Origin of the sequence: Delftia acidovorans SPH-1, from assembly GCF_000018665.1 — a bacterium.
Lineage (GTDB): Bacteria > Pseudomonadota > Gammaproteobacteria > Burkholderiales > Burkholderiaceae_C > Comamonas > Comamonas acidovorans.
Genome location: NC_010002.1, coordinates 3,329,395 through 3,343,286 on the forward strand (window position 1 = coordinate 3,329,395; position 13,892 = coordinate 3,343,286).

Sequence of the window (13,892 nt, forward strand, 5' to 3'; positions counted from 1 at the left end):
GCTTCAATGGCTGCGTGACATGGAGACAAGCGAAGCCCCGCCAACCCGGCCGAACCCGACACAAGAGGAACCCTATCGATGCATGACGCGCTGTTCCAGCAACTCATCAACTGGCTGACCCTGGGCTGCATCTACAGCCTGCTTGCCCTGGGTTTCAGCCTGTTGTTTGGCGTGCTGCAGGTGATTCATTTTTCCCATGGCGACGTGGCCATGGTCGCCCCCTTCATCGCCCTGGCGGCCGTGCAGGCCCTGGCCGCTGCGCTGGGCGGCGCGGCCCCCTGGCTGGTGCTGGGCCTGGCCTGCCTGGTGGCCATTGCAGCGGTGGGAGGGCTGGGCGTTGCCCTGGACCGGCTGGTGATCAGCCGCTTTCGCAATGCGCCGGCCATGATGCCGCTGGTGGCCACGGTGGCGCTGGGCATCGTGATCCGCGAGCTGATCCGCCACCTGTACCCGCAGGGCAGCAATCCGCACGCGTTCCCGGCGATTGCGCAGGGGGCCGTTCCCACCCCGTTCGGGCCGCTGCCCCTGATCAGCGTGGTCTCGGTGCTGGTGGCGGTGGCGCTGGTGGGCGTGCTGCTCTATGCGCTGCACCACACGCCCATGGGCATGCGCATACGCGCCGTGTCGCAGGACCGCGAAACCGCGCGGCTGTTCTCCATTGCGCCGGGGCCGGTGTTTCGCAACACCTTCTTCATTGCCTCGGCCACCGGCGCGGTGGGCGGCATCTTCCTGGCCAGCTATGCGGGCGTGGTGCGCTTTGACTTCGGCGTGCAGGCGGGGCTGATCGGCTTTTCCGCCGCGGTGGTCGGCGGGCTGGGGCGGCTGGGGGGCGCCATTGTCGGCAGCCTGCTGATTGCGGCCATCGAGACCATCGTGCAGGGCTATGTGCCCAACGGCACCTCGTACCGCCTGGTGTTCGTGTTCGCCCTGGTGATCCTGGTGCTGATCTTTCGCCCCGCCGGCCTGTTCGGCGTTCAGAAAATGGAGAAGGTGTGATGCAGACAACGACGATACAGGCGCCGCCGCGGGCGGCCCCACGGAGTGCGGGCTCGGCCGCCATCGTGCTGGGAGTGGCCCTGGCGGGCGCCGTGCTGCTGCGCCAATTCCTGCTGGCCGAAAGCTGGATCACGGTGCTGGCGCTGCTGGCCTGCTTTGCCGTGGCCCTGGTCGCGGTGCAGAAACGCCCGCTGGTGGAAGACCGCATCGTGGCCGCCTTCGGCCAGTGCAGGCCGCTGGCCGTGGGCACGGGCGTGGTGCTGGCGCTGGTGTTTCCGTGGGTGCTGGGCGGTGACAGCTACGCCATGCACCTGATGATCATCGCCTGCCTGTACGCGGTGCTGGCGCTGGCGCTGAATTTCCAGCTGGGCAGCGCCAACATACCGAACTTCGCCACCGGCGCGTCCTACGGCATCGGCGCCTATGCGTCGGCCCTGCTGGCCATCCACTTCGGCGTGAGCTTCTGGATCTGCCTGCTGGTGGCCGCCGCCGTGGCCACGGTCTTCGGCTTTTTGCTGGGCCTGCCGTCCATGCGCACCCGCGACAGCTACCAGGCGCTGGTGACGATCGCCTTCGGCATCGTCGTGCACCAGCTGCTGATGAACCTGGAGTGGACGGGCGGCGCCAACGGCCTGGTGGGCATTCCTTCGCCCACATTGTTCGGCCATTCGTTCAACGACCCCATCACGCTGTGGGGCCACAGCCTGCCGGGCCAGGCCAACTTCTACTACGTGGCCGTCGCCCTGCTGGGGCTGGCCATCGTCTCGGCGCAGCGCCTGCACAGCTCGCGCGTGGGACTGGCCTGGAATGCCCTGCGCGACGACGAGATCGCCGCACGCGCCTGCGGTATCAATGTCACCTGGTTCAAGGTCAAGGCCTTTGCGGTGGACGCCTTCCTGGCGGGCTTCGCGGGCACGGTGTATGCGTTCTATGTGAGCTTCATCTCGCCGGACAACTTCACCTTCCTGGTGTCGGTGACCATCATGACGCTGGTGATCGCAGGCGGCATGGACAACACGCTGGGCGTGATCGTCGGCGCCTTCCTGCTGACCATGCTGCCGGAGAAGCTGCGGGCGTTTTCCGACTACCGCATCCTGTTCTACGGCCTGGTGGTGATCGCCTTCCTCATCATCCGCCCGCGCGGCATCTTCCCCCAACGGGTGCGCAACCATGAGCATTGATCCCCATCCCCCCCAACACGCTGCACATGCCGCGCCCGCAGGCCCGCTGGTCCTTGAGGGGCGTGGCCTGACCATGCGCTTCGGCGGCCTGACGGCGGTGCAGGGCGTGGACATCCACCTGGCGGCGGGCGAGGTGCTGGGCATCATCGGGCCCAACGGCGCGGGCAAGTCCACCTTGCTGAACCTGCTGACCGGCATCTACCAGCCCACAGAGGGCGAGGTGCTGCTGCAAGGCCGCTCGCTCAAGGGCATGGCCGCGCACGACATCGCGGGCGCCGGCATTGCGCGCACCTTCCAGACCAGCCGGCTGTTCGGCTCGCTGAGCGTGCTGGACAACGTGATCATCGGCATGCACGCGCGCACCCGCTGCGGCGTGCTCACCGCGCTGCTGCGCCCGGCCGTCTCGCGCGCCGAGATGAAGCGCTGTGCCGAGCGCGCCTGCGCGCTGCTGCAAAGCGTGTCCAGCGACCTGCACCAGCGCCGCAACGTCCTGGCCAGCAGCCTGCCGCAGGCCGACCGCCGCCGCCTGGAGATCGCGCGCGCCCTGGCCGCCGAGCCCCGCATCGTGCTGCTGGACGAGCCCTCCAGCGGCATGGACGACCGCGACACCGATGCGCTGATCGCCGACATCCAGCGCCTGCGCGAAGGCAATCCGGCGCTGGGCTTCATCATCATCGAGCACGACATGCGGCTCATCGCCACCTTGCCGCACCGCGTGATGGTGCTGGACTACGGACGCAAGATCGGCGACGACAGCTTCGAGGCGGTGCGCCGGCTGCCGCGCGTGCAGGAAGCCTATCTGGGCAGAAAGGCCAGCCATGCTTGAACTGGACTCCATCAGCACGCGCTATGGCGTGGTGAACATGCTCAACCAGGTCTCGCTGCAGGTGCCCGAGCACAGCATCGTCTGCCTGCTGGGCCCCAACGGCGCGGGCAAGACCACCACCTTCAAGGCGATTGCGGGCCTGCTGCCCGTGCACCACGGCGCCATCCGCGTCATGGGCCAGCCGCTGGCGCGCATGCGCACCGAGGACCTGGCCGGCCTGGGCGTGGGCTTCGTGCCCGAAGGGCGGCGCCTGTTTGCCGAGCTGACCGTGCAGGAGAACCTGAAGATCGGCCACGACGCGCTGCGCCCGCAGCAGGGCTTTGCCCAGGCGCTGGAGCGCGTGGTGGCCCTGTTCCCCCGGGTGGGCGAGCGCCTGTCGCAGGCGGCCGGAACCCTGTCCGGCGGCGAGCAGGCCATGGTGGCGCTGGGCCGCGTGCTCATGGGCGAGCCGCGCCTGGTGGTGATGGACGAGCCCACGCTGGGCCTGTCGCCCAAGCTCATCGAGGAGTACTTCGAGACGGTGCAGCGCATCCACAGCCAAGGCATCACCGTGCTGCTCATCGAGCAGAACGCCGAGGCGGCGCTGTCCATCGCCCACACCGGCCATCTGCTGCTCAAGGGCCAGCTGGTGGCCTCGGGCACGGCCAGCGAGCTGCTGGCCAACGACGTGGTGAAGCACCTGTACCTGTAGCGCCGCACGGGCGGCCTTCACCTCCTTCCCTTTTTTGTTGCGGACCACACCAAGGCAGTCGGCACCGCGCCGATGCGGGACGGCCTGCGCCTTTTTTTCCTGAGAGACCCACACCATGACAGCTGACATTCAAACCATCAACACGCTCGTGGTCGGCGCCGGGCAGGCCGGCATCGCGGCCAGCGAACACCTGGGCCAGCTTGGCGTAGAGCACCTGGTGCTGGAGCGCCAGCGCATCGCCCAGGCCTGGCGCACGGGGCGCTGGGACTCGCTGGTGGCCAACGGGCCGGCCTGGCATGACCGCTTTCCGGGCCTGGAGTTCAAAGGCGACCGCGACGGCTTTCCCGGCAAGGACGAGGTGGCCGACTACTTCGAGGACTATGTCCGTCAGATCAAGGCGCCCGTGCGCACCGGCGTGGAGGTCAGGCGGGTCACGCGCAACCAGGGCCGGCCGGGCTTCACGGTGCAAACGTCCGAGGGCGTGATCGAGGCCCGCAACGTGATCGCGGCCACGGGGCCGTTCCAGGTGCCGGTGATCCCGCCGATAGCGCCGGCTGCGCCCGCTGCACCCGCCGATGGCAGCCTGCTGCAGATCCATTCCGCGCACTACCACCGCCCCGCGCAGTTGCCCGAAGGCGCCGTGCTGGTGGTGGGCGCAGGCTCCTCGGGCGTGCAGATCGCCGATGAACTGCAGCGCGCGGGCCGCAAGGTGTTCCTGTCGGTAGGCGCCCATGACCGGCCGCCGCGCGCCTACCGCGGCCGTGATTTCTGCTGGTGGCTGGGCGTGCTGGGCGAATGGGATGCGGCCATTGCCAAGCCCGGCCGCGAGCATGTGACCATTGCCGTCAGCGGCGCGCGCGGGGGCCACACCGTGGACTTTCGCGCGCTGGGACACCAGGGCATCACCCTGGTGGGGCTGACCGAGTCCTTCGCCGATGGCAGGGTGCGCTTCCGGGACGACCTGGCCGAGAACATCGCCAACGGCGACGCCAACTACTTGGCCATGCTCGATGCGGCCGACGACTACATCCGCCGCAACGGCCTGGACCTGCCCGAAGAGCCCGAGGCGCGCAGGCGCCTGCCCGATCCGGAGTGCGTGCGCCAGCCCCTGCGCGAACTCGACCTGGCCGCCGCAGGCATCACTTCCATCATCTGGGCCACGGGCTACAGGGTGGATTTCAGCTGGCTGCAGGTGGACAGCTTCGAGCCCGGCGGCAAGCCGCGCCACCACCGCGGCGTGGGCCACGAGCCCGGCATCTACTTCCTGGGCCTGCCCTGGCTGTCGCGCCGTGGCTCGTCCTTCATCTGGGGCGTGTGGCATGACGCCAAGTTCGTGGCCGACCACATCGCCAAGCAGCGCCGCTACAGCGACTACGACGCCGCCGCCCGCAGCAGGTAGCAGGTAGCGTGCTCTGAGACACCTTCCCATCCATCCCCTGCAGGAGCCAGACCATGCCCACCCATACCCGCATCCGCATGTTCAACACCAAGGACACCTATCCCAACCAGTCGCTGGACAACGACCTGTGCCAGGCCGTGCGCGCCGGCAACACCGTCTATGTGCGCGGCCAGATCGGCACCGATTTCGAGGGCAACCTGGTCGGCCTGGGCGATCCGCAAAAGCAGGCCGAGCAGGCGATGAAGAACGTCAAGCAGCTGCTGGAGGAAGCGGGCAGCGACCTGTCGCACATCGTCAAGACCACCACCTACATCATCGACCCGCGCTACCGCGAGCCCGTCTACCGTGAAGTGGGCAAGTGGCTCAAGGGCGTGTTTCCCATCTCCACGGGGCTGTGCATCTCGGCCCTGGGGCAGCCGCAGTGGCTGATGGAGATCGACGTGATCGCGGTCATCCCCGATGACTGGCAGCCGCCGGCCAGCGCCTGAGCGTCGACCACAGCAAGCACCTGGTACAGCCGCATCGGCAGGAGGAAGAAACCATGACTTTTTCGATTGTGGGGCGCTGCGAGCGCACCGGGCAGCTGGGCGTGGCCATCAGCTCGTCCAGCATTGCGGTGGGCGCGCGCTGCCCCTGGGTGCGCGCGGGCGTGGGCGTGGTGTCCACGCAGAACATCACGCTGCCCGCCCTGGGCCCGCGCGTGCTGGACCTGCTGGAGCAGGGCGCCGACCCCCAGGCCGCGCTGCGCCAGGCGCTGGATGACGGCAGTTGGCCCCAGTACCGCCAGGTTACCGTGGTGGACGCGCAAGGCCGCACCGGCGTCTTCAGCGGCAGCCAGGCCCTGGGCATCTTCACCAGCGCCGTGGGGCGGCAGTGCGTGGCGGCCGGCAACCTGCTGGCCAGCGAGCGCACCATCGAGGCCATGGTGCCGGCCTTCGAGCGCAGCGCCGACCTGCCGCTGGCCGAGCGCCTGCTGGCCGCCATGCAGGCCGCCATGGCCGCGGGCGGCGAGGCCGGGCCCGTGCATTCGGCCGCGCTCAAGGTGGCGGGCGAGCACAGCTGGCCCATGGCGGACCTGCGCGTGGACTGGTCGGAGCACGATCCCATCGGCGCGCTGCAAGGCCTCTGGGCCGCCTACGCGCCGCAGATGCAGGACTACCAGACACGCGCCATCGATCCCAGGGCCGCGCCCAGCTATGGAGTGCCGGGCGACGAGTGAAGCGGCCCGCTCATTCGGACGCCGCCGTGCACCTCATGCCTGCTGCGGAAACACCCGCGCGCACAGGAAGTCCACCAGCGCCCGCAGCTTGGGCGAAGGGTGCTTGCTGGCGGGCCACAGCACATGGAAGACATTGGTGTGCTCCATGCAGTCCGCCAGCACGGGTTGCAGCCGGCCGTCGGCCAGCGGCTCGCGGATGGAGAATTCCGGCAAGTAGGCGATGCCCAGGCCCTGCAGCGCAAAGCACAGCCGGGTTTCGATGTTGTTGCAGATCATGGAGGTGGGCAGTTGCAGCTCGGGCGCGCCTGCTGCGCGCCGCAGCACCCAGGGCTCCAGCTTGCCGCTGTGGGGGTAGCGGTAGTGCAGGCAGCTGTGCTGCAGCAGATCCTCGGGCACCCGGGGCGTGCCGCGCTGCGCCAGATAGCCGGGCGAGGCCACCAGCAGGTAGCCGAAGGCGCCCAGCCGGCGCGCGGACAGGCGTGAGTCGGCGGGCGCGCCCGTGCGCACCACGGCGTCGAAGCCGTCCTCGATCACATCGACCAGCTGGTCGGTGAAGTCCAGGTCCAGCTCGATCTCGGGATAGGCGCGCATGAACTCGCCCAGCACCGGCAGCACCAGCGAACTGACCAGGGGCAGGCTGACCCGCAGCCGGCCGCGCGGCGCGGTGCTGGCCTGCGACAGCTCCAGCTGCGCGGCCTCGATCTCGGCCAGGATGCGGCGGCTGCGCTCCAGGAACAGCGTGCCCTCGGCCGTCAGCGTGATGCTGCGCGTGCTGCGGTGGAACAGGCGCACGCCCAGCCGGTCCTCCAGCCGCGCCACGCTCTTGCCGATGGCCGATGCCGAGATGCCCAGCAGCCGGCCGGCCGCCACGAAACTGCGGGTCTCGGCGACCTGAACGAACACCACGAAACCGTTGAGGCTGTCCAAACGCCGCTCCTTCATTGCGGACATCCAGTTCCGCGCAAACCGGAAATCTACCCCACTTTTTCTTTAATCGCGGGCTTTCTATCGTCGGAACCCTGTTCATTTGATCCCGGGAATTCCCATGACGATTGCCCTTTCTGCAGCGCCTTCAGCACCTGCTGCGCTGCCTGCAGCCCCGTTGAACTCGCCCCTGTCCGACCGCATCCAGGCCGTGGTCCGGCAGGCGCTTGAGGCGCAGCGCCTGGTCGGCGCCGTGGTGCTGGTGGCGCGTGGCGGCGCGCTGGTCCACCGCCAGGCCGCAGGCTGGGCCGACCGCGAGCGCGGGCTGCCCATGGCCGTGGATGCGGTGTTCCGCCTGGCCTCGGCCAGCAAGCCCATCGTCTCGGCTGCCGCGCTGGTGCTGGTGGCGCGGGGACTGCTGGCGCTGGACGAGGGCGTGGACCGCTGGCTGCCGCAGTTCCGGCCCCGGCTGGCCGATGGCGGGCCCGCCCGCATCACCGTGCGGCAGCTTCTCAGCCACACGGCGGGGCTGGGCTACCGCTTCTTCGAGGCCGATGCACAAGGCCCCTATGCGCGCGCGGGCGTATCGGACGGCATGGACCGCCAGGCCATCGGCCTGGCAGAGAACCTGGAGCGCATCGCCAGCGTGCCGCTGCTGTACGCGCCGGGCACGGCCTGGGGCTACTCGCTGGCCACCGATGTACTGGGCGCCCTCATTGAACAGGTGCACGGCAGGCCGCTGGACCAGGCCGTGCGCGACCTTGTGACCGGGCCGCTGGGCATGACCGATACCGGCTTTGCCGTCACCGATGCGCTGGCCGTGCAGCGCGTGGCCAAGGCCTATGTCAGCGACGTGCCGCAGCCCCATCCGCTGGCCGAGGGCGAGACCGTGTCGCCCTTCGAGGGGAGCATCGGCATTGCCTTCAGCCCTTCGCGCATCTTTGACGCCCAGGCCTTTGCCTCCGGCGGCGCCGGCATGGCGGGGACGGCGGGCGATTTCCTGCGGCTGCTGGAAGCCCTGCGCCAGGGCGGCAACACCCTGCTGCCCGACGCCCTGGTCGCCGAGATGGCGCGGGACCAGACCGGCGGGCTGGCCCTGCCCAACGCGCCGGGCTTCGGCTTTGGCCTGGGCTTTTCCGTGCTGCGCGATGCGGCGCAGGCGGCATCGCCGGAGTCGGTGGGCACCTGGCGCTGGGGCGGGGCCTACGGGCATTCCTGGTTCGTCGACCGGGCGCAGGAGCTCAGCGTCGTGGCCTTCACCAACACCTTGTACGAGGGCATGTCGGGGCGTTTCGTCAACGATCTGCGCGACGCGGTCTACGGGGTTTGTGAGGTCCAAGGGGCTTCGGGAGCGCCGCAATGAACGGGACACGCCAGGACCGCCTGCCCGTTGCCTCCCTGCTGGCGCTGGCCATGGCGGCCTTCATCACCATATTGACGGAGGCGCTGCCGGCCGGCCTGCTGCCGCAGATGGCCCAGGGCCTGGCCGTGACCGAGGCCTGGGTCGGCCAGACCGTCACCCTCTACGCCATAGGCTCCCTGGTGGCCGCCATACCGCTGACGGCCGCCACGCAGGGCATGCGCCGCCGCCCCCTGCTGCTGGCGGCGATCGCGGGCTTTGTCGTCGCCAACACGGTCACGGCCTTGTCCACGCACTTTGCGCTGACCCTGGTGGCGCGCTTTCTGGCGGGGGTCTCGGCCGGGCTGCTTTGGGCGCTGCTGGCCGGCTACGCGGCACGCATGGTGCCCGGCCATCTCAAGGGCCGCGCCATCGCCATTGCCATGGTGGGCACGCCGCTGGCGCTGTCGCTGGGCGTGCCGGCCGGCACCGTGCTGGGCCAACTGGTGGGCTGGCGGCTGTGCTTCGGCCTCATGAGCGTGCTGGCGCTGGCGCTCATGGTCTGGGTGCGCGCCCGCCTTCCCGACTTCGCGGGGCAGGCGGCAGGCCGCCACCTGCCGCTGCGGCGCGTGTTCACCCTGGCGGGCGTGCGCCCCGTGCTGTTCGTGGTGCTGGCCTTCGTGCTGGCGCACAACATTCTCTACACCTACATCGCGCCCTACCTGGCGGTGGCGGGCATGGCCGCGCGCACGGACCTGGTGCTGCTGGTGTTCGGCGCCACCTCCGTGCTGGGCATCTGGATCACCGGCGTGCTGATCGACCGCCACCTGCGCGCGCTCACGCTGGCCAGCATTGCGCTGTTCGCCTTGTCCACGCTGATGCTGGGCGTGGCCGCAGATGCGCCGGCCCTGGTGTATGCGGCGGTGGCCGTCTGGGGCCTGGCCTTTGGCGGCGCCGCCACGCTGCTGCAGACCGCCATTGCCCACACGGCGGGCGAGGTCGCCGACGTGGCGCAGTCCATGCTGGTCACGGCCTGGAACATGGCGATTGCCGGCGGCGGCATCGTGGGCGGCCTGCTGCTGGCGCGCATGGGCGTGGGCGCCTTCACGCCCGTGCTGCTGGCGCTGCTGGGCGCATCGCTGGCCGTGGTGTGGGCGGCCAGGCGGCATGGGTTTCCTGCGGTGTGCAGGTAGGGCAGGGGCAGGGCGCGGCCTGGCCGCCTCAGGGGAACTCAGAGGTGCCAGGCTGTCGCTGAGGCACTTCATTGCGCTGGCCCAGCCAGCCCAGCAACTGCGCCTTGTCCATCGGCCGGGCAACGTGATAGCCCTGTCCCTCCTGGCAGCCCATGGCGCGCAGGGCCTGCCAGGCGCTGGCGTCCTCTATGCCTTCGGCCAGGACCTGCAGGCCGAGCTTGCGGCCCAGCTGGGCGATCATTTCGGCGATGCGGGCTTCCTGTGATTCGCCAAGCTGGCGCACGAAGCTGCGGTCGATCTTGATGCGGTCCAGCGGCAGGCGCTCCAGGTAGCTCAGGGAGGAGTAGCCGGTGCCGAAGTCGTCGATGGCAATGGTCACGCCCAGCGTGCGCAGGGCGCTGAGCGTGGCCTGCAGCAGCTGGGTGGGCAGGACCGCGACGGATTCGGTGATCTCCAGCTCCAGCTGCGCGCCCTGCAGGCCGTGCTCTGCCAGGGCGTTGCTCACGGTCTGCAGAAAGCCCGGGTCCTGCAACTGCACGGTGGAGACATTGACGGCCATGCGCCTGGGGGCGCGGCCGGCGTCCAGCAGTTCGCGCATGGTGCGGCAGGCCGTGGCCAGCACCCATTGGCCCAGCGGCACGATGAGGCCCGAATGCTCGGCCACCGGAATGAAGCGGTCGGGCGGCACGAAGCTGCCGTCCTGCCGGCGCCAGCGCAGCAGGGCCTCCAGGCCGACCAGGGCATGGGTTTCCAGGTCCACCTGGGGCTGGTAGACCAGGAAAAGCTGGGCGCCGTCGATGGCGGCGCGCAGGTCGGACAGCAGCAGGGCGCGGTCGCGCGCCTCCATGCCCATCTGCTCGGAGTACTCCAGCAGCTGGCCGCGGTGATCGCGCTTGGCGCGCTTGAGGGCGATGGTGGCGTCCTTGACCAGGTCGGTGCCGGCCTGGCGTTCATGGGGCAGGTACACGTAGCCGCAGGTCAGCGAGACCTTGTGCGGCACGCCGTCCACGGCCAGGGGCTGGCGGGCGCAGTCCAGCAACTGGGCCAGGGCCACCTCGTCGGTGGGGCCCAGGATGCCGAAGGTGTCCGATCCCACGCGCGCCAGCAGCACGCCTGCGGGCAGGGCGCTGGCCAAGCGGCGGGCCATGGCTTCGAGCAGGCGGTCGCCAAAGCGGTGGCCCATCACGTCGTTGGTGGCGCTGAAGTCGTCGATGTCCACCAGGGCCAGCACATGGTCACGCGTGCCGCGCCACACGCATTCGTCCACTTTTTCCACGAAGTGGGCGCGGTTGGGCAGGCAGACCAGCGGGTCGAAGTAGGCGGACTGGTGCAGGCGCTCCAGCAGGCCGCGGTTGTGCAGCAGCGTGCGCAGGTTGGCGCAGAAGACTTCGAGCAGTTGGCGGTCCAGTGCGCTGTGCGAGGCTGGCGCGTCTATGAAGACGGCCATGTCCTGCTCGTCGCCCCGGCCGATGTACAGCGCCACGCCGCGCTGCACGCCGTAGATGTTGCGCCGCGCCTGCAGCGCCTGGCGCAGCAGGCGCAGCCCGCGTGAGGCCAGCACGGTGGCGATGGGCTGGTCGATGAGCCGGGCGAACGGTCCCGTGGCCGCGAGCACGCGGTAGGGCTCGGCCGGGTGCGTGCCCTCCGAGCAGACCAGTCCTTCACTGGCCACGCCCAGCAAGGTGGCCAGCTGGGTGATCACGCCCCGCGCGAAGGCGTGCAGATTGGTTTCCTCCAGCAGCGAGGCGCTGGAGCGCACCATCAGCTCCAGGCTGCGGCGGTTGGCCTCGATGGCGCACAGCTGCTCGTAGGAGCGCACGGCGGTCACCACGATGGCCAGCAGCCGGTCGGGCGTGAGTTCGGTCTTGGTGCGGCAGTCGTTGATGTCGTAGCGCAGCAGGGTTTCCAGATCGGGCGCCTGGCCCGGGCGGCCGGTGCGCAGCACGATGCGGCTGTTGCGCAGGCCGGCCGTGTAGCGGATGAAGTCCACCAGGTCCAGCCCGGCGCCCGTGCCATCGGTCACGGCGTCGAGCACCACCACGGCCAGGTCCTGCTCGCTGCGCAGCAGGTTGCGCGCCTGCGTGCCGGAGCGGGCGTAGAGGAACACCAGCGGCCGGCCGAACAGGCTGTGGCCTTCCAGCGCCAGGCGGAAGGCGGCGTGTACGTCGGGGTCGCTGTCCACGATCAGCACCCGCCATTCAGGCCCGGGCACGGGCGATGGCGGGGGCGGCTGCAGAGCCGGCTGCAGGAGGGCGGAAGCAGGGGCGGGCGCCCTGGGCGCCCGTGCGCGCATCACGAAACTCATGCCTCAGCCCTGTCTGTGTCCGCGCCGCTCAGGCCGTGGCATGGTCTGCCGCGCGCACGACCTGGTTGCGCCCGCTGCGCTTGGCGGCGTACAGCGCCTCGTCGGCCAGGCTGTAGGCGTCGTCGAAGCGGCCGCCGCTCGGGCGCCAGCTCACGCCGAAGCTGGCCGTGATGCAGCTGGCGTCGGGCAGGCCGAAGGGATGGGCCTCGATGGCGGCGCGCACCTGCTCGGCCACGCACACGGCGCCGTCGCTGTCGTGCTGGGGCAGCAGCACGGTGAATTCCTCGCCGCCCACGCGGCCGATGTGGGCCGTGGCCGGCACGGCGGCCTTGAGGCAGCGCACCACGCCCAGGATCACGCTGTCGCCCACGGGGTGGCCGAAGCTGTCGTTCACGCGCTTGAAGTGGTCTATGTCCAGCACGATCAGGGCCAGCCCCTGCTGGGTGAAGTGGCGGTTCACGCGCTCGATGATGGCCGCGCGGTTGAGCACGCCGGTCAGCGGGTCGTGCGTGGCGCGGTATTCCAGCTCGCCGGCCAGCTCCTGCAGGCGCTGGTTGAGCTGGGTCATCTCCAGCTCGGCCCGGTCGCTGCGGCGTACCAGCCGGCGCGTTTCGCGCAGCAGGCGCTCATAGGCGGTCAGCAGCACGCCCAGGGCCTGGTGGCAGGCCTGGGCGCCGGCTTCTTCGCCCCGGTCGTGGGCGGCGCGGGCCGCCAAAAGGGCCTGGTGCTCGGCATCGAAGAGGTCCGCGGGAGCGGCCACGGTGTCCATCACGCCGCCTTCACGGGGTGGCCGGTGAAGGCGATGGCGGGAAAGTCGTCGCGCAGCTCCTCGCCAAATTCGCAGATGGTGTCGTCTTCCTCGTCGTGGTACCAGTGCAGGGCCACGGGGCGGCCGGCCTCGGCGGCGCCGCTCAGTGCCTCGATCAGGTTGAACAGCATCTTGGTGCTGGAGCTGTTGAAGTAGGCCAGCGCGATGTGCACCTCGATGCGCGCCTGCTGCTGCGCCGGCTGCGGCTGCGCCAGGTAGTCCTTGAGGCGGGCCAGGATGCCGCCGTAGAAGGCGGCGGCGTTCTCGGGATAGGACTCGCCACGCAGGTGCAGCGTGTGCGTGTCGAACTGGAAGTCCACTTCCGGGGAACTGGGAGTCGGTGCGATGTAGAGGTTGTCCATGCGTGATCTCGGTGCGTTGTCCGTGCCTGCGGGCCGGGCCTGTCCAGGCCTGGTGCCGGAGCGACGGCTCAGAGCGTGGCTTTCAGGTAGAAGACGGGCCGGCCGTCCACGGTCTGGGCGGGATCGAAGTCGAACTGCAGCGGCTCGCGCGCATCGCGGGCCAGGGTCAGGAAACCCATGCCCGCGCCCTTGCTGCCTTCGGGCGCGTCATCGCGCAGCGACTGGCGGCAGGCCTTCTTGATCTCGTCCAGGGTCATGCTGCGCAGGGCGTCGAGCTTGGCGCGCAGCGCCTCGCCCATGCCCGGCTCTATGGGGTTGGCGCACAGCAGCACGAAGCTGCCGTCGTCCTCGCGGCGGATGCAGACCGCGCCGTGGCGCAGCTCGCCATCGTCCTGGTGGGGCGGGGTCAGGGCATCGGCCGAGTAATGGATGATGTTCTGCGCCATCTCGACAAAGGACGAGAACAGCTTGCGCCGCGTGGGGCCGGGCACGCCGGCCACTTCCAGCTGCAGCCGCACGGCCTCGGCCATGGCCGCGACGATGTTCTGCGAGAAGTAGCCCACGTAGTAGAAGATCACCTGGTGCTGGCGCGCCAGGTGGAAGAAGCTGCCGTACTTGTCGGCGATCTGTGCGGAGGGCATGGGAGGCA

The 13,892-nt window shown here is 69.8% G+C and carries 14 protein-coding genes; 9 read left to right on the plus strand and 5 right to left on the minus strand.

Annotated features, from left to right (window positions below; all coding sequences use genetic code 11):
• The first annotated feature begins 78 nt into the window (after nt 1-78).
• The 7 genes from DACI_RS15195 to DACI_RS15225 all read left to right on the plus strand — a co-directional run bounded on the left by DACI_RS15195 (nt 79) and on the right by DACI_RS15225 (nt 6,312).
• Entirely contained in the window at nt 79-996 is a 918-nt protein-coding gene (locus DACI_RS15195; RefSeq protein ID WP_012204870.1) for a branched-chain amino acid ABC transporter permease, read from the plus strand.
• Nucleotides 996-2,177, plus strand: a complete 1,182-nt coding sequence (locus tag DACI_RS15200; protein ID WP_012204871.1) for a branched-chain amino acid ABC transporter permease — start codon at nt 996-998, stop codon at nt 2,175-2,177. The genes DACI_RS15195 and DACI_RS15200 overlap by 1 nt, the downstream gene beginning before the upstream one ends.
• Nucleotides 2,167-3,003 carry an ABC transporter ATP-binding protein gene (locus DACI_RS15205; protein WP_012204872.1) on the plus strand — a complete coding sequence of 279 codons (837 nt, stop codon included), beginning with the start codon at nt 2,167-2,169 and terminating at the stop codon, nt 3,001-3,003. The genes DACI_RS15200 and DACI_RS15205 overlap by 11 nt, the downstream gene beginning before the upstream one ends.
• A complete protein-coding gene (locus DACI_RS15210; protein ID WP_012204873.1) occupies nt 2,996-3,694 on the plus strand; it encodes an ABC transporter ATP-binding protein in 699 nt (232 codons plus the stop codon). Before DACI_RS15205 ends, DACI_RS15210 begins: the two co-directional genes overlap by 8 nt.
• A gap of 115 nt (nt 3,695-3,809) precedes the next feature.
• Nucleotides 3,810-5,093, plus strand: a complete 1,284-nt coding sequence (locus tag DACI_RS15215; protein ID WP_012204874.1) for a flavin-containing monooxygenase — start codon at nt 3,810-3,812, stop codon at nt 5,091-5,093.
• A 53-nt stretch (nt 5,094-5,146) separates the two neighbouring features.
• Nucleotides 5,147-5,581: a RidA family protein gene (locus DACI_RS15220; RefSeq protein ID WP_012204875.1), complete on the plus strand. Its 435-nt coding sequence runs from the start codon at nt 5,147-5,149 to the stop codon at nt 5,579-5,581.
• A 53-nt stretch (nt 5,582-5,634) separates the two neighbouring features.
• Entirely contained in the window at nt 5,635-6,312 is a 678-nt protein-coding gene (locus DACI_RS15225; RefSeq protein WP_012204876.1) for a DUF1028 domain-containing protein, read from the plus strand.
• A gap of 33 nt (nt 6,313-6,345) precedes the next feature.
• On the opposite strand, the gene DACI_RS15230 is transcribed toward DACI_RS15225, so the two are convergent.
• Complete coding sequence (locus tag DACI_RS15230) at nt 6,346-7,239, minus strand: LysR family transcriptional regulator (RefSeq protein ID WP_043781582.1); 894 nt, start codon at nt 7,237-7,239, stop codon at nt 6,346-6,348.
• Between the two features lie 118 nt (nt 7,240-7,357).
• Here DACI_RS15230 and DACI_RS15235 point away from each other — a divergent pair, with 118 nt between their 5' ends.
• Together DACI_RS15235 and DACI_RS15240 are read left to right on the plus strand one after the other, a co-directional pair.
• On the plus strand, nt 7,358-8,599 hold the full coding sequence (locus DACI_RS15235) for a serine hydrolase domain-containing protein (protein WP_012204878.1): 1,242 nt from the start codon (nt 7,358-7,360) through the stop codon (nt 8,597-8,599).
• Nucleotides 8,596-9,768, plus strand: a complete 1,173-nt coding sequence (locus DACI_RS15240) for an MFS transporter (RefSeq protein WP_012204879.1) — start codon at nt 8,596-8,598, stop codon at nt 9,766-9,768. Before DACI_RS15235 ends, DACI_RS15240 begins: the two co-directional genes overlap by 4 nt.
• Before the next feature lie 28 nt (nt 9,769-9,796).
• Here the strand turns inward: DACI_RS15240 and DACI_RS15245 are convergent, their stop codons facing one another.
• The 4 genes from DACI_RS15245 to DACI_RS15260 all read right to left on the minus strand — a co-directional run bounded on the left by DACI_RS15245 (nt 9,797) and on the right by DACI_RS15260 (nt 13,884).
• Nucleotides 9,797-12,073, minus strand: coding sequence for a putative bifunctional diguanylate cyclase/phosphodiesterase (locus tag DACI_RS15245; RefSeq protein WP_012204880.1), 2,277 nt, complete (start codon nt 12,071-12,073; stop codon nt 9,797-9,799).
• Between the two features lie 28 nt (nt 12,074-12,101).
• Nucleotides 12,102-12,842 (minus strand): GGDEF domain-containing protein, encoded by a 741-nt coding sequence (locus DACI_RS15250; protein WP_012204881.1) that lies wholly within the window; start codon nt 12,840-12,842, stop codon nt 12,102-12,104.
• Entirely contained in the window at nt 12,842-13,243 is a 402-nt protein-coding gene (locus tag DACI_RS15255; protein ID WP_012204882.1) for a DUF1987 domain-containing protein, read from the minus strand. The genes DACI_RS15250 and DACI_RS15255 overlap by 1 nt, the downstream gene beginning before the upstream one ends.
• 68 nt (nt 13,244-13,311) lie before the next feature.
• On the minus strand, nt 13,312-13,884 hold the full coding sequence (locus tag DACI_RS15260) for a SiaB family protein kinase (RefSeq protein ID WP_013802972.1): 573 nt from the start codon (nt 13,882-13,884) through the stop codon (nt 13,312-13,314).
• Nucleotides 13,885-13,892 lie beyond the last annotated feature (8 nt).